The sequence below is a fragment of the Streptomyces sp. NPDC057302 genome (genome assembly GCF_042667685.1).
In the GTDB taxonomy this organism is placed as follows: Bacteria; Actinomycetota; Actinomycetes; order Streptomycetales; family Streptomycetaceae; genus Streptomyces.
Map to the genome: position 1 here is coordinate 255,425 of NZ_JBHUZJ010000001.1, position 21,273 is coordinate 276,697.

15 protein-coding genes are annotated in these 21,273 nt (G+C 72.0%); 13 read left to right on the plus strand and 2 right to left on the minus strand.

The genetic code is table 11. From position 1 onward, the window contains the following. Nucleotides 1-16 precede the first annotated feature (16 nt). The 7 genes from ACFUPX_RS01005 (at nucleotide 17) to ACFUPX_RS01035 (ending at nucleotide 12,433) form a co-directional block, all read left to right on the plus strand. Complete coding sequence (locus ACFUPX_RS01005; RefSeq protein ID WP_383313715.1) at nucleotides 17-6,592, plus strand: amino acid adenylation domain-containing protein; 6,576 nt, start codon at nucleotides 17-19, stop codon at nucleotides 6,590-6,592. Nucleotides 6,593-6,595: 3 nt separating this feature from the next. Beyond that, nucleotides 6,596-6,823, plus strand: coding sequence for an MbtH family protein (locus tag ACFUPX_RS01010; RefSeq protein WP_383313716.1), 228 nt, complete (start codon nucleotides 6,596-6,598; stop codon nucleotides 6,821-6,823). Continuing rightward, the gene (locus ACFUPX_RS01015) at nucleotides 6,824-8,110 is read left to right on the plus strand and encodes a cation:proton antiporter (protein ID WP_383313718.1); all 1,287 of its coding nucleotides are present in this window, start codon (nucleotides 6,824-6,826) and stop codon (nucleotides 8,108-8,110) included. It begins immediately after the preceding gene. Between the two features lie 124 nt (nucleotides 8,111-8,234). Beyond that, nucleotides 8,235-9,746: a tryptophan 7-halogenase gene (locus tag ACFUPX_RS01020; protein WP_383313720.1), complete on the plus strand. Its 1,512-nt coding sequence runs from the start codon at nucleotides 8,235-8,237 to the stop codon at nucleotides 9,744-9,746. A gap of 15 nt (nucleotides 9,747-9,761) precedes the next feature. Further along, the gene (locus tag ACFUPX_RS01025; protein WP_383313722.1) at nucleotides 9,762-10,934 is read left to right on the plus strand and encodes a cytochrome P450; all 1,173 of its coding nucleotides are present in this window, start codon (nucleotides 9,762-9,764) and stop codon (nucleotides 10,932-10,934) included. A gap of 18 nt (nucleotides 10,935-10,952) precedes the next feature. Beyond that, nucleotides 10,953-12,197: a cytochrome P450 gene (locus tag ACFUPX_RS01030; protein WP_383313724.1), complete on the plus strand. Its 1,245-nt coding sequence runs from the start codon at nucleotides 10,953-10,955 to the stop codon at nucleotides 12,195-12,197. 23 nt (nucleotides 12,198-12,220) lie between these two features. Further along, nucleotides 12,221-12,433: a ferredoxin gene (locus ACFUPX_RS01035; RefSeq protein ID WP_383313726.1), complete on the plus strand. Its 213-nt coding sequence runs from the start codon at nucleotides 12,221-12,223 to the stop codon at nucleotides 12,431-12,433. A 28-nt stretch (nucleotides 12,434-12,461) separates the two neighbouring features. On the opposite strand, the gene ACFUPX_RS01040 is transcribed toward ACFUPX_RS01035, so the two are convergent. Both ACFUPX_RS01040 and hppD read right to left on the minus strand, forming a co-directional pair. After that, on the minus strand, nucleotides 12,462-13,583 hold the full coding sequence (locus ACFUPX_RS01040; protein WP_383313728.1) for an alpha-hydroxy acid oxidase: 1,122 nt from the start codon (nucleotides 13,581-13,583) through the stop codon (nucleotides 12,462-12,464). After that, complete coding sequence (hppD, locus tag ACFUPX_RS01045) at nucleotides 13,570-14,700, minus strand: 4-hydroxyphenylpyruvate dioxygenase (protein ID WP_383313730.1); 1,131 nt, start codon at nucleotides 14,698-14,700, stop codon at nucleotides 13,570-13,572. The genes ACFUPX_RS01040 and hppD overlap by 14 nt, the downstream gene beginning before the upstream one ends. 210 nt (nucleotides 14,701-14,910) lie before the next feature. On the opposite strand from hppD, the gene ACFUPX_RS01050 reads away from it, so the two are divergent. The 6 genes from ACFUPX_RS01050 to ACFUPX_RS01075 all read left to right on the plus strand — a co-directional run bounded on the left by ACFUPX_RS01050 (nucleotide 14,911) and on the right by ACFUPX_RS01075 (nucleotide 21,270). After that, a complete protein-coding gene (locus ACFUPX_RS01050; protein WP_383313732.1) occupies nucleotides 14,911-16,284 on the plus strand; it encodes a PLP-dependent aminotransferase family protein in 1,374 nt (457 codons plus the stop codon). Further along, nucleotides 16,281-17,225, plus strand: coding sequence for a prephenate dehydrogenase (locus tag ACFUPX_RS01055; RefSeq protein WP_383313734.1), 945 nt, complete (start codon nucleotides 16,281-16,283; stop codon nucleotides 17,223-17,225). Before ACFUPX_RS01050 ends, ACFUPX_RS01055 begins: the two co-directional genes overlap by 4 nt. A gap of 124 nt (nucleotides 17,226-17,349) precedes the next feature. After that, a complete protein-coding gene (locus ACFUPX_RS01060; RefSeq protein WP_383313736.1) occupies nucleotides 17,350-17,919 on the plus strand; it encodes a hypothetical protein in 570 nt (189 codons plus the stop codon). After that, nucleotides 17,919-19,283 carry a peptidoglycan-binding protein gene (locus ACFUPX_RS01065; protein ID WP_383313738.1) on the plus strand — a complete coding sequence of 455 codons (1,365 nt, stop codon included), beginning with the start codon at nucleotides 17,919-17,921 and terminating at the stop codon, nucleotides 19,281-19,283. The genes ACFUPX_RS01060 and ACFUPX_RS01065 overlap by 1 nt, the downstream gene beginning before the upstream one ends. Continuing rightward, on the plus strand, nucleotides 19,280-20,005 hold the full coding sequence (locus ACFUPX_RS01070; RefSeq protein WP_383313740.1) for an ABC transporter ATP-binding protein: 726 nt from the start codon (nucleotides 19,280-19,282) through the stop codon (nucleotides 20,003-20,005). Before ACFUPX_RS01065 ends, ACFUPX_RS01070 begins: the two co-directional genes overlap by 4 nt. A gap of 92 nt (nucleotides 20,006-20,097) precedes the next feature. Next, complete coding sequence (locus ACFUPX_RS01075) at nucleotides 20,098-21,270, plus strand: ABC transporter permease (protein ID WP_383313926.1); 1,173 nt, start codon at nucleotides 20,098-20,100, stop codon at nucleotides 21,268-21,270. The last annotated feature ends 3 nt before the right edge of the window (nucleotides 21,271-21,273 follow it).

Below are 21,273 nucleotides of genomic sequence, written 5' to 3' on the forward strand. Positions count from 1 at the left end.
TCCGAGGAGAGAAGAGATGACCCGATCACCGGTCGAGGACGTGTGGCCGCTGTCGCCGCTACAGGAAGGACTGCTCTTCCACGCCGCCTTCGACGACCAGGGCCCGGACGTGTACACCGTGCAGTCCGCGCTCGACGTCGAAGGCCCCGTGGTCGTGGACCGGCTACGGGCGTCCTGGGAGGCGCTCCTGACCCGGCACGCCGCGCTGCGCGCCTGCTTCCGGCAGGTGAGCGGGGCGCAGATGGTGCAGGTCATCGCGCGGGACGTGGTGCTGCCCTGGCGTACGCAGGACGTGTCGGGCCTTGCCGGGTCCGAGGTGCCCGCCGCGCTGGAACGCCTGGCGGAGAGCGAGCGGGCGGAGGCCTTCGACCTGGCGGCGCCACCCCTGCTGCGCCTCCTCCTGATCCGCCTAGGCGAGCACCGGCACCGCCTGGTCATCACCTTCCACCACATCCTCATGGACGGCTGGTCGGCCCCGATCCTCATCGGCGAACTCTCCGCGATCTACGCGGCGGGGGGCGACGCGTCCCGGCTGGGGCGCACGACCTCCTACAGCGCGTACCTGAAGTGGCTGGGCCGTCAGGACAGGGCAGCCGCGGAGACCGCCTGGCAGACGGAACTCGCGGGCACGGAGGAGCCGACGCTGGTGGCGCCGGCCGTACCGGACCGGCTCCCGGTCTTCCCCGAGAACGTGAGCGAAGACCTTCCGGCGGAGGTCACGCGCGGTGTGGTGGAGCTGGCGCGGGCCAAGGGCCTGACCGTGAACACCGTGGTGCAGGGAGCGTGGGCGCTGGTCCTCGCGCGGCTCGCCGGACGCACGGACGTAGTGTTCGGCGCGACCGTGGCGGGACGGCCCCCCGAGCTGCCGGGCGTGGAATCGATGGTGGGACTGCTCATCAACACGTTGCCGGTACGGGTACAACTGGACGGCGATCAGAGGGTGTTGGACTTGTTCCGCGCGCTGCAGGAGCGCCAGTCCGCCCTGATGGCCCATCAGCACCTCGGCCTCCCGCAGATCCAGAAGGCCGCGGGCCCGGGGGCGGGCTTCGACACGCTCCTGGTGTACGAGAGCTTCCCCCAGCCCCCGGCCGACTCCGCGACGCAGGACCACGAGAGCCTGTCGCTCAGGCCGGCGGGGTTCACCCGCGAGGCCGCGCACTATCCGCTGACCCTGGTGGTCGGCCCCGGCGAACGCATGCACCTGAAGCTCGAGTACCGGCCGGACCTGTTCGAGCGAGGGGTGGCCGCATCGGCGCTGGACGCGCTCGTGGGGGTGCTGGAACGGGTGGTCGCCGACCCGGATGTGGTGGTGGGGCGCGTAGGGGCGATGGCTCGGGCGGGCCGGGCGGCTGCTGCCCCGACGCCCGGCAAGGTGGTGCCCGAGCTGATCGCGGGCCGGGTGGTGGCGGCGCCGGGCGCGGTGGCCGTCCACGGCGAACGAGCGTTTACGTACGGGGAGTTGTGGGCGGAATCCGGCCGCTGGGCCCAGCACTTGTCGCGCCTGGGGGTGCGGCGGGGTGACCGTGTCGCGGTGCTGATGGAGCGCTCGGCGGACCTGGTGGCGCTGCTTCTGGGGATCTGGCGGGCGGGCGCCGCCTATGTGCCGGTGGACGCGGGCTGGCCGCGGGAGCGTGTCGCGTTCGTACTGGAGAACGCGGCTCCGGCGCGGGTGGTGTGCAGGTCCACGACCCGCGACGCCGTGCCCGAGCGGAGTGCCGCGCGCCTGGTGACCCTTGACGACCCGCGGACACGCGCGGCGCTCAAGGCATGCGGAACCGACAAACCGATCGTCCCGGTGGCGGCGCACGACGTGGCCTACGTGATGTACACGTCGGGCTCGACCGGCGAGCCCAAGGGCGTGGCCGTGCCGCACGAAAGCGTCGCGGCCCTGGTGGGGGAGCGGAGTTGGGACGTGGGCCCGGCGGACGCGGTCCTGATGCACGCCCCGCACGCCTTCGACGCGTCGCTGTTCGAGCTGTGGGTCCCGCTGGCCGCCGGTGGCCGCGTGGTCATCGCCGAACCCGGTGTGGTGGACGCCCAGCAGGTGCGTGAGCAGGTGAAGGGCGGCGTCACGGCGGTGCACCTGACCGCCGGTTCGTTCCGCGTCGTCGCCGAGGAGTCGCCGGACTGCTTCACGGGGTTACGTGAGGTGTTGACCGGCGGGGACGTCGTACCGGCCGCCTCGGTGGCCCGCGTGCGCGAGGCCTGCCCCGACGTGGCCGTCCGCCACATGTACGGGCCGACGGAGACCACGCTCTGCGCGACCTGGCACGTACTGGAGCCGGGCGCCGAGATGTCGCCGGTACTCCCGATCGGGCGCCCGCTGCCCCACCGCCAGGCCTTCGTCCTGGACGCGTTCCTCCAGCCGGTTCCGCCGGGTGTGACCGGCGAACTGTACGTAGCGGGCGCGGGGTTGGCGCAGGGCTACTGGAACAGTTCCGGTCCGACCGCCGACCGATTCGTGGCGTGCCCGTACGTGCCGGGCGGGCGGATGTACCGCACCGGCGATCTGGTGCGCCGCACCGAGGACGGTGAGCTCCTGTTCGTCGGCCGCGCGGACGCCCAGGTCAAGGTGCGCGGCTTCCGCGTCGAGCTCGGTGAGGTGGAGGCCGCCCTGGCCGCCCATCCCGCCGTGGCCCAGGCCGTGGTCGTCGCCCGCGAGGACGGCCCCGGCGAGCGCCGCCTGGTCGGCTACGTGGTCCCCGAGGGTGCGCAGGCCATCGACCCCCAGCTCGTCCGCGCGGACGTGGCCAGGACGCTGCCCGACTACATGGTCCCGGCCGTCGTACTGGCCCTGGGCGCCCTGCCCGTGACCCGCAACGGCAAGGTCGACCGCAAGGCCCTGCCCGCCCCCGATTTCGCCGAGCGTGTCTCCGGGCGCAAGCCCCAGACCGCGGCCGAGGAGACGCTGTGCCGGCTCTTCGCCGAGGTGCTCGACCTGGAGCGGGTGGGCCCCGACGACAGTTTCTTCGACCTCGGAGGCGACTCCGGGCTCGCGATGCGCCTGGCGGGACGGATCCGCGAGGAGTTCGACGCCGAGCTCGGCATCCGGCAGTTCTTCGGGTCGCCGACGCCGGTCGGAGTGGCCCGGCTGCTCGCCACGAAGGCGCGGCCCGTACTGCAACCGGCCGAGCACCGCGACGAAGTCCCTGTAACGGCAGGGCAGTTCCGCACCTGGCTGCTGTCACGGCTGGACGACGAGGCGGGCACCGACCGCATCCCGGTGGCGCTGCGGCTCAGCGGCGAACTCGACCAGGAGGCGCTGCGGGCCGCACTCGGCGATGTCGCCGCACGGCACGAGATCCTGCGCACCACCTTCGAGGGAGCGCGCGGCGGCGACATGCGCCAGCACGTCCTGGACGTCGGCGCGTCCCGCCCCGAGCCCACCGTGGTGCGGACGACCGAGGCGGAGCTGCCGGGCCTGCTGGCCGACCGCACGAGGCACGCGTTCGAGCTCGGCCGTGAGACACCGTGGACGCAGGCACTCTTCCGCCTCTCGGACACCGAGCACGTGCTGCTCCTGGTGGTGCACCGGATCGCCGCCGACGAGGCATCGCTGGACGTCCTGGTCCGTGACCTGGCGACCGCGTACGGCGCACGCCGCGAGGGCCGCGTCCCCGAACGGGCGCCGCTGCCGCTCCAGTTCGCCGACTACGCGCTCTGGGAGCAGGCCCTGCTCCGGGGCGAGCAGGAACCCGAGAGCCTGGTCAACGATCAACTCGCCTACTGGCAGGACACCTTGGCGGGCATCGACGCCGAGATCGAGCTGCCGACGGACCGGCAGCGGCCTTCCGTCGCCTCGCACCGGGCCGGGGTGGTCCCCCTGCGTCTCGACGCGGAGGCGCACGGCCGCCTCGCCGATCTGGCCGAGGACGACGGGACGACGCCGTTCATGGTGGTGCAGGCGGCCCTGGTGATCCTGCTCGCCAGGCTCGGCGCGGGCACCGACGTCACCATCGGCACGCGGATCCCGCGCCGGGACGAGTCCGGCCTCGAAACACTGGTGGGCCCGTTCGCCGGGGCGCTCGCGCTGCGTACGGACGCGTCCGGCGACCCCACCTTCCGCGAGCTGCTCGGCAGGGTGCTCACGGTGAACCAGGAGGCGCGCGAACACCGGGACGTTCCGTTCGAACGCCTCGTGGACGCACTGGAGGTGCCCCCGTCGCTCGCACGCCACCCGGTCTTCCAGGTGCTCCTGGAGGTCGACGACAGCGTCGACGAGCCGTGGGACCCCTGGGAGCTGCCCGGCCTGCGCACCACCCGCCTGGACCCCGGCGCCGAAGCCACCGAACTGGACCTGGCGTTCAGCCTCACCGAACGCTACGAACCCGACGGCGACCTCGGTGGCATCGACGGCCAACTCCGTTACGCGAGCGAGCTGTTCGACCACCGGAGCGCGGAGACCCTCGCGCGGCGGTTCGTCCGCGTCCTGGAGCAGGTGACGGCCGATCCGGAGCGGCGCCTGAGCGCGGTCGACGTGCTGCTCGACGCCGACGAGGCCCACCGGCTGGTGGAGACCGCAAACCACACGGAGGCGGAAGCCCCCACGCGCACCGTGGTGGAACTGCTGGCCGAGCAAGTGGCCCGTACGCCGGAAGCGTTCGCCGTCACGGATCTCGACGGCTCCATGACGTACGAGGCGTTGGACGCGGCGGCGGAACGGCTCGCCCGGCGGCTGACCGAGCGAGGGGCGGGCCCGGAGAGCGTCGTCGTCGTGGCGCAGCCGACCGGCAACGCCTTGGTCGTCGCGCTGCTCGGAGCGCTGAAATCCGGTGCGGCCTGTTCCTTCGCCGAAGATCCCGCACGCCCTCTGGAAGGCGTCGACCTCGCGTCCCGCGTCATCCTGGTCGGCTCCGAGGCGTCCGTCGCGGAGGTACCCGACGGCGCCGGAATCCCGGTGGTGGTGCTCGACGACCTCATGTCGGACGAGCCCAACAGGGCTCCGATGGCGGCCAGTTATGCGCACCCCGCCCTTCTGGGGCACCCGGCGCTCGTCATCGCGGGCGCCGTCGTCGAGCACCGCACGCTCACCTCCCACACGACCTACCGCATGCAGGCCTCCCCGGCGCTGGGCGCGGCGCCGCTCCTTGATGCCAGGGCTCCGCTCGCCGCACTCCTGACGCCACTGCTCGCGGCGCTCTGTGCGGGAGGGAGCGTGTGGCTCGGCACACCAGGGCAGGACCCCGTGGCGGGAGAGCCCGCGACGCTGGTGGTCACCACCCCGGAGCTGCACGAGCCCGGCCCCCAGGCCCTGGTCATGGACCTCGCGGGTGAGCCGCAGGCCATGGAACCGGTGCACGGACAGCGGGACCGGCACCTCTCCGCCGTGCTGGTGAGCGGCTACGGCTCGCCGGAGACGGGCGGACCCTGGCTGGAACAGCGGACGGGCTCCGACGCGATCGGCGCGTGGGAACCCCGAACCGGCGGCCCGGTCCTGAACACCCGCGCCTTCGTGCTCGACGAACGCCTGCGCCCGGTGCCGCCGGGCGTCCCTGGCGACCTCTACGTGGCCGGCCCCACGCTGGCCCGCGGCTACGCGGACGGCCCGGGGCGCACGGGCGAGCGGTTCGTCGCCTGCCCCTTCGGCCCTGCGGGCGAGCGCATGTTCCGTACCGGCGAACGGGCGAAGCGGACACACGAGGGCCGCATCGCCGTACAGCCCGAGGGCCGGCGCCGGAAGCAGGACACCGTCGCGGGACGGCGGCTTGGCAGGAACCGCGGTGACCTGGGCGTCCTGCTGCCCCTGCGGCCGGAAGGCAGCCGCCCTCCGCTCTTCTGCGTACACACCGGCATGGGCCTGAGCTGGACCTACGCGGCCCTGTTGCCGCACCTCCCGCCGGATCAGCCGGTGTACGGCGTGCAGGCGCGCGGGATCGCGCGGGCCGAGCAACTCCCGCGCAGCGTGGAGGAGATGGCCGCCGACTACGCGGACGAGATCCGGACGGTGCAGCCCGTCGGCCCCTATCACCTCCTTGGCTGGTCCGTCGGCGGAACCATCGCCCAAGCCGTCGCCGCCCGCCTGGAGGAACTCGGCGAAGAGGTCTCGCTCCTGGCGCTGCTCGACGCCTATCCCGGCAGCGGCGCCCCCAAGTCGCGGTTCCGCGGCGAGAAGGGAGAAGAGGGACAAGAGACGGACGGCTACGGCGTACTACAGCAAGGACCGCAAGGACCGCAAGGAACGCAAGGTCAGCAGGGGGCACAGGGGCAGCAGGGGCCGGGCGCCGACGTGGCCGCCCTCTACCGCTCATCCGGCATGAGCGAGCAGGCCCTGGCGAACCTGGAGACGGTCGTCCGCAACATGTCGGGCTTCGCACCGGACCACACGCCCCGCCCCTTCGGCGGCGACCTGCTGCTCTTCGTGGCCGCCGCCGACCGCACCGCGGAACGGCCTGTGGCGGAAGCCGCCGCGCGCTGGGAGCCCTACGTCGGGGGCGAGGTCGAAGCGCACGAAGTGCCCGTCGGCCATTACGACATGCTCCAGACCGAAGCCCTGACCCGCATCGCGCCCGTCCTCGCACGCAAACTCGGCAGCCACACCAAACCGGCTCAACCGGATCAACCTGACCAGCGGACAGCAACTGAAAGGGACTGAACCATGACCAACCCGTTCGACAACGAAGACGGCACCTTCCTGGTCCTCGTCAACGACGAGGGACAGCACTCCCTGTGGCCCGCGTTCGCGGAGATCCCCGAAGGCTGGACCACCGCGCACGGCGAAGGCACCCGGCAGGAATGCCTCGCGTACATCGAGGAGAACTGGACGGACATGCGTCCGAAGAGCCTCATCGCGGACATGAGCAGGAACGAGACGGCGGTGCCCTAGGTGGACACGGAATCACTGGTGACGGTGGCGATCGGCGATGTGGCCGTCATCGTCATCGTCTCCCGCCTCCTCGGAGCCCTGGCCCGCCGCTGCGGTCAGCCCGTGGTCATCGGCCAGATCGTCGCCGGGATCGCCCTCGGCCCGACGCTCCTGGGCCGACTGCCCGGAGACCCGACCTCACGGCTCTTCCCGCCGGAGGTGCTGCCGTTCCTGACGGTGCTCTCGCAGATCGCCATCGTGATCTTCATGTTCGTCGTCGGGTACGAGATGGACTGGCGCCAGCTGCGCCAGGGAGGCAGAGCGGCGGCCACCGTGGCGCTGTGCGCGTTCCTGGTCCCCGCGGGGCTGGGTGTGGGCGCGGTGGGGGTGTTCCACGGGGCGTTCGACGCGGTCCAGCCGGGGCACGCGGACGGCAGGACGTTCTGGCTGTTCATGGCCGTGGCCGTCTCCGTGACCGCGCTGCCCGTCCTAGCGGCCATCGTCCGTGAGCGGGGGCTCGCGGGCAGCCCCGAGGGCACCGTGGCCACCACGGCCGCCGGGCTCATGGACGTGGTGGCGTGGCTCGTCCTCGCCGCCGCCCTCGCCGGCACCGGGCACGCCACCGGGCGGTCGTGGCCGCTGACGCTGCTCCTGATCTCCCTGTTCGTGGCCGCCATGTTCCTGCTGGTGCGTCCGCTGCTCGCACGGTGGCTCCGGCGCTCCAGGGTGGTGCTGGCCAACCAGCTCACCATCGCGCTCGGCCTCGCCCTCGGCAGCGCCTGGGTCACCGCCGAGCTCGGCCTGCACCCCGTGTTCGGCGGGCTGCTCGCGGGCCTCACGATGCCCCGCAGGGACGGCGTGCCGGACGCGGACGTGCTGCGGCCCATGGAGCAGACATCGGATCTGCTGCTCCCGCTGTTCTTCGTGACGACGGGACTCTCCTTCAACATCGGCTCGCTGGACGGCGACGGCGGCCTCCTGCTCCTGTTGATCCTCGCCATCGCGATTTTGGGCAAGCTGGGACCGGCGTACGCGGCGTCGCGGATCAGCGGCATGGACACGCACCGGTCGGCGACCGTCGCCGTGCTGGTGAACACCCGCGGTCTCACGGAACTCATCGTCCTCAACGTGGCGTTGGACGCCGGGATCATCGGCCCCGCGCTCTTCACCGTTCTCGTACTCATGGCATTGGTCACCACCTTCATGACGGGGCCCTTGTTGTCCCTGACAGGGCGCAGGCGCAAGCGGGAAACTCCGCGCACTTCGAAAGCGAAGGCCGTTCCCGCGCTGACGGATGGACAACCTTGACGCCCGAGCGGGGCGATTTCAGACTCAATTCAGCAATGGGACCCAGTAATGGGGCTCAGCAACGGGGCTCCCTGGACGGATACAGCGCTATTCGGTTTCCCGTCCGGGAGAAAAGGGAGGAGGGATGACCTTGCCGGATTCCGAGGAATTCGACGTGGTGGTGGTCGGCGGCGGGCCCGCCGGATCGACACTGGCCGCGCTGGTGGCCATGCAGGGGCAGCGGGTGCTGGTCCTGGAGAAGGAGTTCTTCCCGCGTCACCAGATCGGGGAGTCGCTGCTGCCGTCCACCGTGCACGGCGTGTGCAGGCTGACCGGTGTCGCGGACGAACTGGCCAAGGCGGGCTTCCCGCGCAAGCGCGGCGGGACGTTCCGCTGGGGGGCCAACCCGGACCCCTGGACCTTCTCCTTCTCCGTCTCCCCGCGCATGAGCGGGCCGACGTCGTTCGCGTACCAGGTGGAGCGGTCCAAGTTCGACGACATCCTGCTCAAGCACGCGCGCAAGGTGGGCGCCGAGGTGCGCGAAGGGTGCGCCGTCCTCGACGTCGTCGCCGACGACGAACGCGTCCGGGGCGTCACGTACACCGACGCCGACGGCAACGAACGCGAGGCGCTCGCCACGTTCGTCGTGGACGCGTCGGGCAACAAGAGCCGCCTGCACCAGCGGGTCGGGGGCAAGCGCGAGTACTCGGAGTTCTTCCGCAGCCTCGCCCTGTTCGGCTACTTCGAGGGCGGCAAGCGGCTGCCGGAACCCAACTCCGGCAACATCCTCTCGGTCGCGTTCCCGAGCGGCTGGTTCTGGTACATCCCGCTGAGCGACACCCTGACGAGCGTCGGCGCCGTGGTGCGGCGCGAGATGGCCGAGAAGATCCAGGGCGACCGGGAGAAGGCGCTCATGGCACTCGTCGACGAGTGCCCCCTGATCGGCGAGTACCTCGCGGACGCCAAGCGGGTCACCACCGGGCAGTACGGCGAGATGCGCGTCCGCAAGGACTACTCGTACCACCAGACGACCTTCTCCCGCCCCGGCCTCGTCCTCATCGGCGACGCGGCGTGCTTCGTCGACCCGGTGTTCTCATCGGGCGTCCACCTGGCGACCTACAGCGCGCTGCTCGCGGCCCGCTCCATCAACAGCGTCCTTGCCGGACGCGTCGACGAGGAACCGGCGTTGAAGGAGTTCGAGGCCCGCTACCGGCGCGAGTACGGCGTCTTCTACGAATTCCTCCTGTCCTTCTACGAGATGCACCACGACGAGGACTCCTACTTCTGGCAGGCCAAGAAGGTCACCAGGACCGAGCGGCCCGAACTCCAGTCGTTCGTCGAGCTCATCGGCGGTGTCTCCTCCGGCGAGCGCGTCCTGACGGACGCAGAGATCCTCGCCAAGCGCTTCTCTTCGGGCTCCGCGGAGTTCGCCGCCGCGGTCGACGAACTGGCCGGCAGCGAGGACGGAAGCATGGTGCCGCTGTTCAAGTCCTCGGTGGTGCGCGAAGTCATGCAGGAGGGCGGTCAGGTCCAGATGCGGGCCCTGCTCGGGGAGGCGGCCGAAGCCGAGTCCCCGCTGTTCGGCGGCGGTCTGGTGCCCTCGCAGGACGGCATGTTCTGGCAGCCGCCCGTGTCCGCCGCCCACCCGGCCGAGTAGAAAGGAGGTCCGCGCATGGCGCGGCCGTCAGACCTCTCCATGCACAACCGCAGGGACCGTCTCGATCCGCTGCCCGAGCTCAGCGAACTCAGCGAGCGGGCACCGCTGTCCGAGGTCGAACTCGGCGAGGGACCCGGCTCGTCGACGGGCTGGCTCGTGACGGGCCACGACGAGGTGCGCGCCGTCCTCGGCGACGCGGAGCGGTTCAGTACAGCCCCGCCCGCGGGCGGCAGCAGGCCGGTCCAGGCGGGCAACCTCATCCAGTACGACCCGCCCGACCACTCCCGGCTGCGGCTGCTGCTCACCCCGGAGTTCACGGTCCGCCGGATGCGCGGACTCGAGCCCGCCGTCGAATCCATCGTGACGGACTGCCTGGACTCCCTGGAGAAGGCCGGGCAGCCCGCCGACTTCATGCGGCACGTCGCCTGGCCCGTCCCGGGGCTCGTCATGTGCGAGCTGTTCGGGGTGGAGCGCGACGACCGGGCGGAGCTGGCGCGGCTGCTCAAGGTCAGCAGGCCCGCTTTCCGTGGCCGGCAGTTGCAGATGACCGCGGGCGCGGCCTATCTCGCGTACGTCGACCAGCTCGTCGCCCGTAACCGGCGCGCGCCCGGCGACGATCTGCTCGGCAGGCTGGTGCGCGAGCACGGCGACGACATCGACGACGACGAACTCGTCGGTCTCACCGCGTTCGTCATGGGTTCCGGCGTCGAGAACATGGCCAGCATGCTGGGTCTCGGCATCCTCGCCCTGCTCGAACACCCCGATCAGATGGCCCTGTTGAAGCAGTGCCCGCACCTGATCGACCAGGCGGTGGAGGAGTTCATCCGCTACCTCTCGATCATTCCGACGGCGTCACCGCGGACCGCCCGCGAGGACGTTCCCCTCGCGGGCAAGGTGATCAAGGCCGGTGACCAGGTGGCCTGTTCGCTCTTCGCCGCCAACCGCGTCCGGCCGTCCGGCGCGCCGCCGGACGTCCTCGACATCACGCGTGAGGCCACCGCCCATGTGGGGCTCGGCCACGGCATCCACTACTGCATCGGGGCGTCGCTGGTGCGGATGGAGCTCAGGAGCGCCTACCTGGCGGTGCTCCGCCGCTTTCCCGGGCTTCGCTCCGCCGTGCCACCCGAGGAGGTCCGCTTCAGGACGCAGGCGCCGTACGGCGTGGAGACACTGCCGGTCACCTGGTAGCGACGTGGTAGGGAAGCGATGACACCAACGACGGATACCACCAAGGCGAGCGGTACGGCCAAGACGACCGGGCCGGGCCTCGTCCACACCCGCCGTGACCGCTTCGGCCCGGCCGAGGAGCTGCGCCGGCTCGCGGCGGGGCGGCCCGTCACCCGGATCGAGGTCGGGCCGGGGACCGACGGGGTGCCGGTCTGGCTCGTCACGGGCCACGCCGAGGTGCGCCAAGTGCTCGGCGACCACCGGCGGTTCTCCACCCGGCGCCGCTTCGGACCGCCCTCGTCGGCAGGCCGTGGCGAGGCCCCGCGGCCCGACGAACTGATCGGGCAGCTCATGGACTACGACCCGCCCGAGCACACCCGGCTCCGGCAGATCCTCACGCCCGAGTTCACCCTGCGCCGGATGCGCAGGATCGAGCCGGGCGTCACCGGCATCGTCACCGAGCACCTCGACGCGATGGAACGCACGGGAGCCCCCGCCGACCTGGTCACCGCGTTCGCCTCGCCCGTTCCCGGCGCGGCGCTCTGCGAGCTGATCGGCGTACCGCGCGACGACCGCGCCGACTTCCTGCGCCGCTGCCACGCCTTCCTCGCGCCCGGCCGGGGACGGCAGCGGCGGGCGGCGGCGGGTGAGCTGCTCTCGCGGTACGTCGCCGCGATGGTGGCCCGGCAGCGCACGGATCCCGACGAGGGCTTCCTCGGCATGTTGATCCGCGACCACGGCGACGACGTCACGGACAAGGAACTGCGGGGCGTCTGCCTGCTGTTGGTGCTCGCGGGGCTCGACAACATCTCGGGCATGCTGGGCCTGGGAACCCTGTTGCTGCTCGCCCACCCCGACCAGCTCGCCGCCGTGCGCGACGACCCCGGAGCGGTGGACGGCGCGGTCGAGGAGTTACTGCGTCACCTGTCGGTGCCGCACGCGCCGACACCCCGCACCGCCCTGGAGGACGTCACCGTCGGCGAGCGGCTCATCCGGGCGGGCGAGCACGTGCTGTGCTCCCTGCCGATGGCCAACCGCGACCCCGCGCTGCTCGCCGATCCCGACCGCTTCGACATCACGCGCGAGCCGGGCGCCCACGTCGCCTTCGGCCACGGCATCCACCACTGCCTGGGCGCGGCGCTGGCCCGGATGGAACTGCGGATCGCCTACCCGGCGCTGCTGCGGCGCTTCCCCGGACTGCGCCTCGCCGTGCCGGAGCAGGAGGTGCCGTTCCGCGTGCACGCGCTCGCCCACGGTGTGGACCGGCTGCCGGTCACCTGGTGAAAGAGAAGGCCGAGGAGAAACAGATGGACGTACGGGTCGACCGCCACCGATGCGCGGGCTCCGGGCTCTGCATGGCCCAGGTCCCCGAGGTCTTCGACCAGTCGGACGAGGACGGCAAGGTCCTGCTGAACGCACCGACCCCACCCCCTGAACTGACCCCCGCCGTCCGCGCGGCGGCGGCACGATGCCCGTCCGGCGCGATCACGCTGCACGACCGCGACACCGCCGACCACTGAGGCCCGCGAGCGCGCCCCCACAGGCCACCTACTCCTGCCCACGCCCGGCCACCCCGGGCAGGCGCACCGTCCGCAGCTCCCCGGCCGCCCCGACGTCCGCGCAGCCCGCGAGGCCCAGCGCGTCGTGGAGCTCGGCGGCCAGCAGGTCCAGGACCCTGCGGACGCCGGCCTCTCCGGCGGTGGCCAGGCCCCACATCGGTGGCCGGCCGACCAGGACCCCGTCGGCCCCCGACGCCAGCGCCTTGAGTACGTCCGTGCCGCTGCGCACGCCGCCGTCCACCATGACCTCGCAGCGGTCGCCGACCGCCGCGGCCACCTCGGGGAGGGCGTCGATGCCGGGCAGTGCGCCGTCCAGCTGACGGCCGCCGTGGTTCGACACGACCACGGCGTCCGCGCCCAGATCGGCCGCCCGCACCGCGTCCTCGGCAGCGAGGACGCCCTTCACCACCAGCGGGATACGGGTGACTGCCCGCAGCTCCTCCAAGCACGACCAGGTCACCGCGGGCGAGAACGCCGCGGCCGTGTGGGCGGCCACCGCCGAGCCGTTGTGGGACGAGCGGTGCGCCGCCGAGGCCGCACCGCCGTCCAGATGCACGGCCCGCACATGGTCCGGCAGCACGAAGCCGTTGCGCACGTCCCGCAGCCGACGGCCCATCCAGGGCACGTCGACGGTGAGCATCAACGCCTCGCAGCCCGCGTCCTCGGCCCGGCGCGCCAGGTCCAGGGAGCGCCGGCGCTCGCGGAGCCAGTAGAGCTGGAACCACACCGCGCCGCCGACCGCCGTGATCTCCTCGACGGGGACACTGCTCAGCGTGGCCACCGTGAACGGCACGCCCGCCGTCTTCGCCGCCCGCGCCGTGGCCAACTCGCCCTCAGGGTGCACCAGACGGTGGTACGCGACCGGGGCGAGCGCCACCGGCATCCGCACCGGACGCTTCAGGAGCGTCGCGTCCGTGGTGCACCCCGAGACGTCCCGCAGCACCCGGGAGGCGACGAAGATGCGGTCGAACGCCTCCCGGTTCGCGGCGAGGGACCGCTCACGGCCGCTGCCGCCCGAGACGAAGTCCCACACCTCGGGCGGCAGGGCCGCGGCCGCGGCTCCCTCGACGTCGCTCAGATCGCGCGCGGCCACGGGGTCAGCGCGCCGCACGCTGCCCGGTCCGTTCCAGCTCCACGGCTTCGTACAGCGCCTTGATGTTGGAACTGCCGAAGGTCTGCGCGCCCTGGCGCTCGATGACCTCGAAGAAGATCGTGCCCCGCGGGTGCGTCGACGCGGTGAAGATCTGGAACAGCTGGCCGTCGTGGTCCTCGTCGACGAGGAGATTCGTCGCGCGCAGTTCGTTCAGGGTGTGGGACTTGAGCCCGATCCGTTCGGAGAGCAGGTCGTAGTACGTCGACGGGGTCTGGAGGAATGCGACACCGCGCGCGGACAGCGTGCGCACCGAGCGGACGGCGTCCCTGCTGGAGAAAGCCAGATGCTGCACACCGGCGCCGTGGTGGCTCTTGAGGAATTCGTCGATCTGACCGGGCTGCGCCAGCGGATCGGGCTCTATGAGCGTCAGCGTCACCGCTCCCCCCGCCGCGCTCTGCACGACCTTGGAGTCCATCGCCTGGGCCCCGACGACGATGTGCTCCTGGAAGACCTCCCGGAAACCGAGGGCCTGTTGATAGAAGCGTGCCGTCGATTCGAGATCACCGGCGTTCAGGCACACCGCGATGTGGTCGATGTCGAGGAGCCCCACCTCACTGGTGCGCGCCTCGCGCGAGCCGAGCGCGGGAACGAATCCGGGCGGCAGTCCGGGCCCTTCCCCCGGGGCCCGCTCGACCAGCGTGTGCACCACGTCGCCGAATCCCGAGACGGCCGCCGTGACCGCGGGGCCTTCCGCGTGCCGCGTCGGCTTGCGCACGGCACGCGCGCCGCCCGCCACCGCCGCCGTGAAGGCCGCCGACACGTCGGCGGTGCGCAGGGCGATGTCGGCGACGCCGTTGCCGTGGGTGGTGACGTACGTGGTGGCGGGGTGCCGCTCGGCGGTCGCCTCGGTGAGCACCAGGGTCATCCGCCCCTGGCGCAGGGCGATGCTGCGGTGATCGGCGGAGCCGCCGGTGCCGACCACCGTGAAGGCGTACTCGTCGACCCAGGCGAACACCGCCGCCTCCAGGCCGTCGACGTACATCTCGACGTAGTCGATCGCGAGATCCGGGAGTTCCGGGAGATGCGCGAGGTCCGTGCTGTCGTTGTTCCGGGCCGTTGCGGGTAAATCCGTCATTGGAGTCCTCGTGGGAAGAAGAATGCGGATTCATGCCCTCGCCCCGGATCGCGGAATGCCGGACCGCGAAAGGTGCTGCGTTAATCCGGGCCATTGCCACCGGGCCGCGAGGCAGAATTCTCTTTGCGGCCCCGATGGTACGACCGCCTTCGCGCTTCCCGCACCTGTCAAGCCATTGCTGTGGATCTGTTGTGGGTAGACGCTGAAGCGATGGAAATCCTGCAAACGGAAATCGCCGTCGCCGAGTTGGACGCGGCCACACTGCACGCGTCGCTCGCCGATGTGTCGATGGAGTCCATGAACCTCCTCAACCAGGTCGCCGACACCTATCCGGACGCGATCTCGTTCGCGGCCGGCCGGCCCTACGAGGGCTTCTACGACGTGACCCAGATCCACGAATACCTCCAGGTCTTCTGCGACCACCTGCGCACCCGACTCGGCCTGAGCGAGGCGCAGACGGCCCGCACGCTCTTCCAGTACGGCGCGACGAAAGGGATCATCGGCGACCTCGTCGCGCGCAGCCTCGCCGTGGACGAGGGCATCGACGCCGACCCCTCGTCCGTGGTCGTCACGGTCGGCTGCCAGGAGGCGATGTTCCTGCTCCTGCGCGCCCTGCGCACCGACGACCGCGATGCCGTGCTCGCCCCCAGCCCGACCTACGTCGGCCTGACGGGAGCCGCGTTGCTCGCCGACATGCCCGTACTCCCGGTGCGCACCTCGGCGCACGGCATCGACCTCGACGATCTGCTGGTCCAGCTGCGGGCGGCGCGCGCGGAGGGACGCCGGGTCCGCGCCTGTTACGTGACACCCGACTTCGCCAACCCGGTGGGCGTCAGTCTGCCGCTCGCCGACCGGCACCGCCTCCTGGACATCGCCGCAGCCGAGGACCTGCTGCTCCTGGAGGACAACGCGTACGGCCTCCTGAGCAGCGCCGCGGACCGTCCGCCCACGCTGAAGGCGCTCGACCACCACCGACGCGTCGTCTATCTGGGCTCGTTCGCCAAGACCGGGATGCCGGGTGCCCGCGTGGGCTACGTGGTCGCCGACCAGCGGGTGAGCGGCCACAGCGGCGGTGACGTCCTGCTGGCCGACGAGCTGTCGAAGCTGAAGAGCATGCTCACCGTGAACACCTCGCCGATCGCCCAGGCGGTGATCGGCGGCAAACTCCTCGCCCACGACTGCAGCCTGGTCGCCGCCAACCGCCAGGAGACGGAGGTCTACCGGCGCAATCTGCGCCAGGTGATCGGCGGCCTGGAACAGCGCCTCGGCGATCGCGCGGGAGTCACCTGGAACGCGCCGACCGGCGGGTTCTTCCTCGTGCTCACCGTGCCGTTCACCGTCGACGACGCCCTCCTGGAGCACGCGGCGCGCCACCACGGCGTGCTCTTCACGCCCATGCGCCACTTCTACGGTGCCTCGGCCGGCTTCCGGCAACTCCGCCTGTCGATCAGCACGTTGACGTGCGAGCGGATCGAGCAGGGCCTGGACCGCCTGGCCGCGCTGATCGATGAGCGGCTCGGGGAGCTCGACGTGCCCGGGGCGCAGGAGGGTGCCGTGGAGCCGCTCCCGGGTGAGGTCGCGTGACGCTGCGCACCCTGGCCGTCGTCGGCACCGGCCTCATCGGCACCTCCGTGGCCATGGCGGCCCGCCTGCGCGGCGTGACCGTCTATCTCTCCGACCGTGACGAGTCCGCCGTGCGCGCCGCCGCGGTGCTCGGAGCCGGACGGCCGGAGCCTGCGCCGTCCCCCGTGGACCTGGCCGTGCTCGCGGTGCCGCCCAGCCAGATCGCCCCGGTCCTCGCCGAACTCCAGTCACGGGGCCTCGCGTTGAGCTACACCGACGTGGCGAGCGTGAAGGCGCACGCCGAGCGGGAGATCCTGGACACCGCCCCCGAACCGTCCCGCTACATCGGCGGCCACCCGCTGGCAGGACGCGAGCGTTCGGGCCCGCTGGCCGCACGCGCGGAGCTGTTCCAGGGCCGGCCCTGGGTCCTCACCCCGACCCGCCTCACCTCCAGGGCCGCTTTCGGCCGCGCCCTGGACCTGATCGACCTGTGCGGAGCGGTGCCGCGCGTGATGCGGGCCCGCGCCCACGACGACGCGGTGGCGCTGACCTCCCACGCCCCGCACCTGGTGGCCAGCCTGATGGCGGCCCGCCTGGGGGAGGGGCCCGCGGAGGCCGCTCAGCTGGCGGGGCAGGGGCTGCGCGACACCACCCGGATCGCCCGCGGCGACTCCCGGCTGTGGAGCGACATCGTCGAGTCGAACGCGGCGGCGGTCGCCGACATCCTCACCCGGCTCCAGGAGGACCTGGCCAGCATCGTGGCCGCCCTGTACGACCTCGCCGACCCCGAGCGGGGCAGGGAACTGTCCGGCAAGAGCAGGCACACCCTCGTGGACCTCCTCGACCGGGGCGTGGCGGGTGTGGGGGAGCTGGACGAGCCCCGCCCGAACGTGCCCCGCCCGGACGGACCCCGCCTGTCCGGACGGCTTCCTGGACAGGCCGTGCCCTGCCGTCCTCAGTGAAGTCCACGTAATCCCAGGTGAGTTGGGGTGCCGTCCAGGTCGCCGTCCGACGGCCCGGCGAGTCTGTAGGGACGGCGCCGCTTGTATCCGCCGTGTGACCGGTGCCCGCGTAGAACTTGGCCCCATGTCCACCACACACAAGCGAACCGCACAGACACTGCTCGCGGCGTCGGCGCTCGTCGCCGGCGTACTCCTCACCGGCTGCTCCGGTGACTCGTCGGCCGCGTCGGACGACCCGAAGAAGGCGGACGCCTCACCGACGAGCCCCTTCGACCAGGCCCTCGCCTTCTCCAAGTGCATGCGCGAGAACGGCGTGACCGGCTTCCCCGACCCGCAGAAGGACGCGGGCGGCGGCATCGCGCTCACCCCGGGCGGCGACGTCGACCCCAACTCCCAGGAGTTCCAGGCGGCGACGGAGGCCTGCCGCGACAAGATGCCCCAGGGCGGCCAGCTCGGCGGGGGCGGAGGCGGCGGCGAACCGCTGGACTCCGCCAAGGTCGCGGCCTGGGCCAAGTGCATGCGCGAGAACGGCCTGCCCAAGCTGCCCGACCCGGAGATCAACGGCGGCAACATGGCGCTCGACTTCGGGGCGAGCGGCATCGACCCCGGCAGTGACGAGTTCCAGAAGGCCAGGATCGCCTGCCAGGACAAGTGGCCCGGCGGCGGTCTCACCGGCTCGGGCGGCGGCGCCTGATGACCGCGCCCGACGAGACACGAGAGAGGGAACGGGACGCGGAGCAGGGGGAGTTCGATGAGACCGAGGAATCGGCCCGTGGCTCCGGTGACGTCTCCGGAGCCCTGGAGCTGCACACGCCCGCAGAGGTGTCCCAGCGGACTCCCGGCGCCGTCACCCCCGAGAACGAGGAGAGCGCCCTCGATGAGACCGCCCCCGCGGGTGACGGCGACGGTGGCGGCGGCGAAGCGACCCCACCCGCTCCGGAGAGCCGCCGCAGGCGCCGCCCGCTGCGGATGTCGCTGATCGTCGTCGCCGCGATCGCCGTGGTCGCCGCCGCCGGAGCCGCCACCACCGGCGTCTTCGGGGACGACGGCTCCGGATCGGCGGGCGACGCCCCATCGGCGCCCCCGAAGACCGCCAAGGTGGAGCGGACCACGCTGACGCGCACGGAGACCGTGGACGGGAACCTCGGCTACGGCGACGCGACGGCCGTCCAGGCCCCGGCCGCCGGCAAGGCGGGCGCGGGGATCATCACCTGGGTGCCCGGCGACGGCGACACGATCAAGCGCGGCGGCACCGCCTACAAGGTGGCGGAGCAGAAGGTCCCGCTGCTCTACGGCTCCACCCCCTTCTACCGCCCCCTGAAGTCGGGCACCGAGGGCAAGGACGTCGAGATCCTGGAGAAGAACCTCGCCGCCCTCGGCTACACCGGCTTCACCGTCGACGACACGTACGACGCGGGCACCGCCGAGGCCGTGCGGAACTGGCAGGACGACCTGGGCCGATCCGAGACCGGGACGGTAGAGCCCTCGGACGCCGTGGTCGCCCCCGGCGCCAGGCGCGTGGCCGACGTGAAGGCCACGGCCGGAGCCCCGTCGAACGGCCCCGTCCTGACCTGGACCGGCACCGAACGCACCGTCACCGTCGACCTCGACGTGCAGTACGAGGACATGGTGGAGAAGGGCACCAAGGCAACGGTCACCCTGCCCGACGACACCACGGTGCAGGCAGAGGTGACCGACGTCGGCACCCCCTCCACGCCCTCTCAGGACGCGGGCTCCGAGGGCTCGGGCGGCCAGTCGGGCGGCGACGACAAGCCCACCCTGCCCGTGGAGCTGAAGGTCGCGGACCAGAAAGGCCTCGGGCGCTACCAGGCGGCCGCCGTGGAGATCTCCCTCAAGGCGGAGACCCGTAAGGACGTGCTCGTCGTCCCGGTCAACGCCCTGGTGGCGCAGCGCGGAGGCGGCTACGCCGTGGAGGTCGTCGGCGCGGACGGAGAGGTGACGTCGCGGACGGTCAAGGTCGGCATGTTCTCCGACAGCTTGGTGGAGGTGTCCGGAGCCGGCCTCACCGACGGCACGGTCGTGGGGGTCCCCAAGTGACCACTGCCGCCCACCCGGTGGTCGAACTGGCCGGGGTCTCCAAGACGTACGGAGAGGTCGAGGCGCTCAAGGGCGCCGATCTCGTCATCGGGCGCGGGGAGCTGCTCGCCGTCGTCGGCCCTTCCGGCTCGGGCAAGTCCACGATGCTCAACATCATGGGCACCCTCGACCGCCCCACCACCGGCACCGTGCACATAGCCGGGCACGACGTCGACCGGCTCAGCGACCGGGAACTGTCGGCGCTGCGGGCCGGCACGATCGGCTTCGTCTTCCAGCAGTTCCATCTCGCCCCCGGCGTCCCGGCGCTCGACAGCGTCGCCAACGGGTTGCTCTACAGCGGCAGACCGCGGGGGGAGCGGCGCGGACTCGCCGAGCGCGCCCTGCGCCGGGTCGGACTCGGCCACCGGCTCTACCACGAGCCGCATCAGCTCTCCGGCGGCGAGAAGCAGCGCGTCGCCATCGCCCGCGCGGTCCTCGGCGACCCGCCGCTGCTCCTCGCCGATGAGCCGACCGGCGCCCTCGACTCGCGTTCCGGGGCGGTGGTGATCGAGCTCCTGCACGAACTGCACCGGGCGGGGACCACGGTCGTGGTCATCACCCATGACCGGGACATCGCGGGCTCCCTGCCGCGCGAGGTCCGCATCAAGGACGGCCGCATCGAAGAGGACGCGAGCGATGCGGCCGACGCGGTCGACCTGCTCGCCGAGGGGGTCACGCGATGAGCCCGACCAAGGAGTTGAGTACGGCGGGGGAGCGGGGCACGGCCCACGAGCCGCCCCGTCCCGCCCGGCCGCCGCGCCCCAAGCCGGCCCGGATGGGCCCTGCCGACGTGCTGCGGGTCGGCGGATCGGGGCTGCGCTCGCGGCCCATGCGGGTCTTCCTCTCGGCGCTCGGCATCGCCATCGGCATCGCGGCGATGGTCGGCGTGGTGGGTATCTCCACCTCCAGCAGCGAGGACCTCAACCGGCGGCTGTCCGCGCTCGGCACCAACCTCCTCACCGTCTCCCCGGGCCAGTCCTTCGCCGGTGACGCGGCCCATCTGCCCGACTCCTCCGTCGACATGATCGGCAACATCAAGGACGTCGAGTCGGTCTCCGCCATCGGCAAGACGAGCGCGAAGGTCTACCGCAACGACCACATCAAGAAGGAGGAGACCGGCGGCCTGAACGTCTACGCGGCCCGTACGGACCTCCCGAAGACGGCGGGTGCCCAGATCGTCGACGGACGCTGGCTGAACGCCGCGAACCAGCGCTACCCGGCCGTCGTCCTCGGCCCCAAGGCCGCCGAACAGCTGGGCGTCTTCCGGGCCGGGCCCGACACGAAGGTGTGGCTCGGCGGGCAGTGGTTCACCGTCGTGGGGATCCTCGCGGCCAACGAGCTGGTCCCCGACCTGGACTCGGCAGCCCTGGTCGGCTGGCCCGTCGCCGAGAAGGAGCTGGACTTCGACGGCTACCCGACGACGGTCTACACCCGCGCCGAGGAGTCGGCCGTGAGCGACGTCCAGTCCGTGCTCGGCGCCACCGCCAACCCGGAGAACCCCAGCGAGGCCAACGTCTCCCGCCCCTCCGACGTCCTGGAGGCCAAGGAGGCGACCGACGACACCCTCAGCGGTCTGCTCCTGGGACTTGGCGCGGTCGCCCTGCTCGTCGGCGGCGTCGGCGTCGCCAACACCATGGTCATCTCGGTCCTCGAACGCCGCTCCGAGATCGGCCTGCGCCGCTCGCTGGGCGCCACCCGGGGCCAGATCCGTACGCAGTTCCTCTGCGAGGCACTGCTGCTCTCCGCGCTCGGCGGCCTGGGCGGCGTCCTGCTCGGCATCGCCGTCACCTCCGGCTACTCCGCCTACCAGGGCTGGCCCTCGGTGGTGCCGGTCTGGGCGATGGCGGGCGGTGTCGGCGCGACCCTGGTCATCGGCGGCCTCGCCGGCTTCTATCCCGCGGTCCGCGCGGCGCGGCTGCCTCCCACGGAGGCGCTGGCCACGACGTGACCC

Excerpts from the sequence above, each read along its gene's own strand:
- ACFUPX_RS01005 (WP_383313715.1), top strand. The coding sequence starts at position 17 with ATGACCCGATCACCGGTCGAGGACGTGTGGCCGCTGTCGCCGCTACAG.
- ACFUPX_RS01010 (WP_383313716.1), top strand. The coding sequence starts at position 6,596 with ATGACCAACCCGTTCGACAACGAAGACGGCACCTTCCTGGTCCTCGTC.
- ACFUPX_RS01020 (WP_383313720.1), top strand. The coding sequence starts at position 8,235 with ATGACCTTGCCGGATTCCGAGGAATTCGACGTGGTGGTGGTCGGCGGC.
- ACFUPX_RS01025 (WP_383313722.1), top strand. The coding sequence starts at position 9,762 with ATGGCGCGGCCGTCAGACCTCTCCATGCACAACCGCAGGGACCGTCTC.
- ACFUPX_RS01030 (WP_383313724.1), top strand. The coding sequence starts at position 10,953 with ATGACACCAACGACGGATACCACCAAGGCGAGCGGTACGGCCAAGACG.
- ACFUPX_RS01035 (WP_383313726.1), top strand. The coding sequence starts at position 12,221 with ATGGACGTACGGGTCGACCGCCACCGATGCGCGGGCTCCGGGCTCTGC.
- hppD (WP_383313730.1), bottom strand. The coding sequence starts at position 14,700 with ATGACGGATTTACCCGCAACGGCCCGGAACAACGACAGCACGGACCTC.
- ACFUPX_RS01050 (WP_383313732.1), top strand. The coding sequence starts at position 14,911 with ATGGAAATCCTGCAAACGGAAATCGCCGTCGCCGAGTTGGACGCGGCC.
- ACFUPX_RS01060 (WP_383313736.1), top strand. The coding sequence starts at position 17,350 with ATGTCCACCACACACAAGCGAACCGCACAGACACTGCTCGCGGCGTCG.
- ACFUPX_RS01065 (WP_383313738.1), top strand. The coding sequence starts at position 17,919 with ATGACCGCGCCCGACGAGACACGAGAGAGGGAACGGGACGCGGAGCAG.
- ACFUPX_RS01075 (WP_383313926.1), top strand. The coding sequence starts at position 20,098 with ATGGGCCCTGCCGACGTGCTGCGGGTCGGCGGATCGGGGCTGCGCTCG.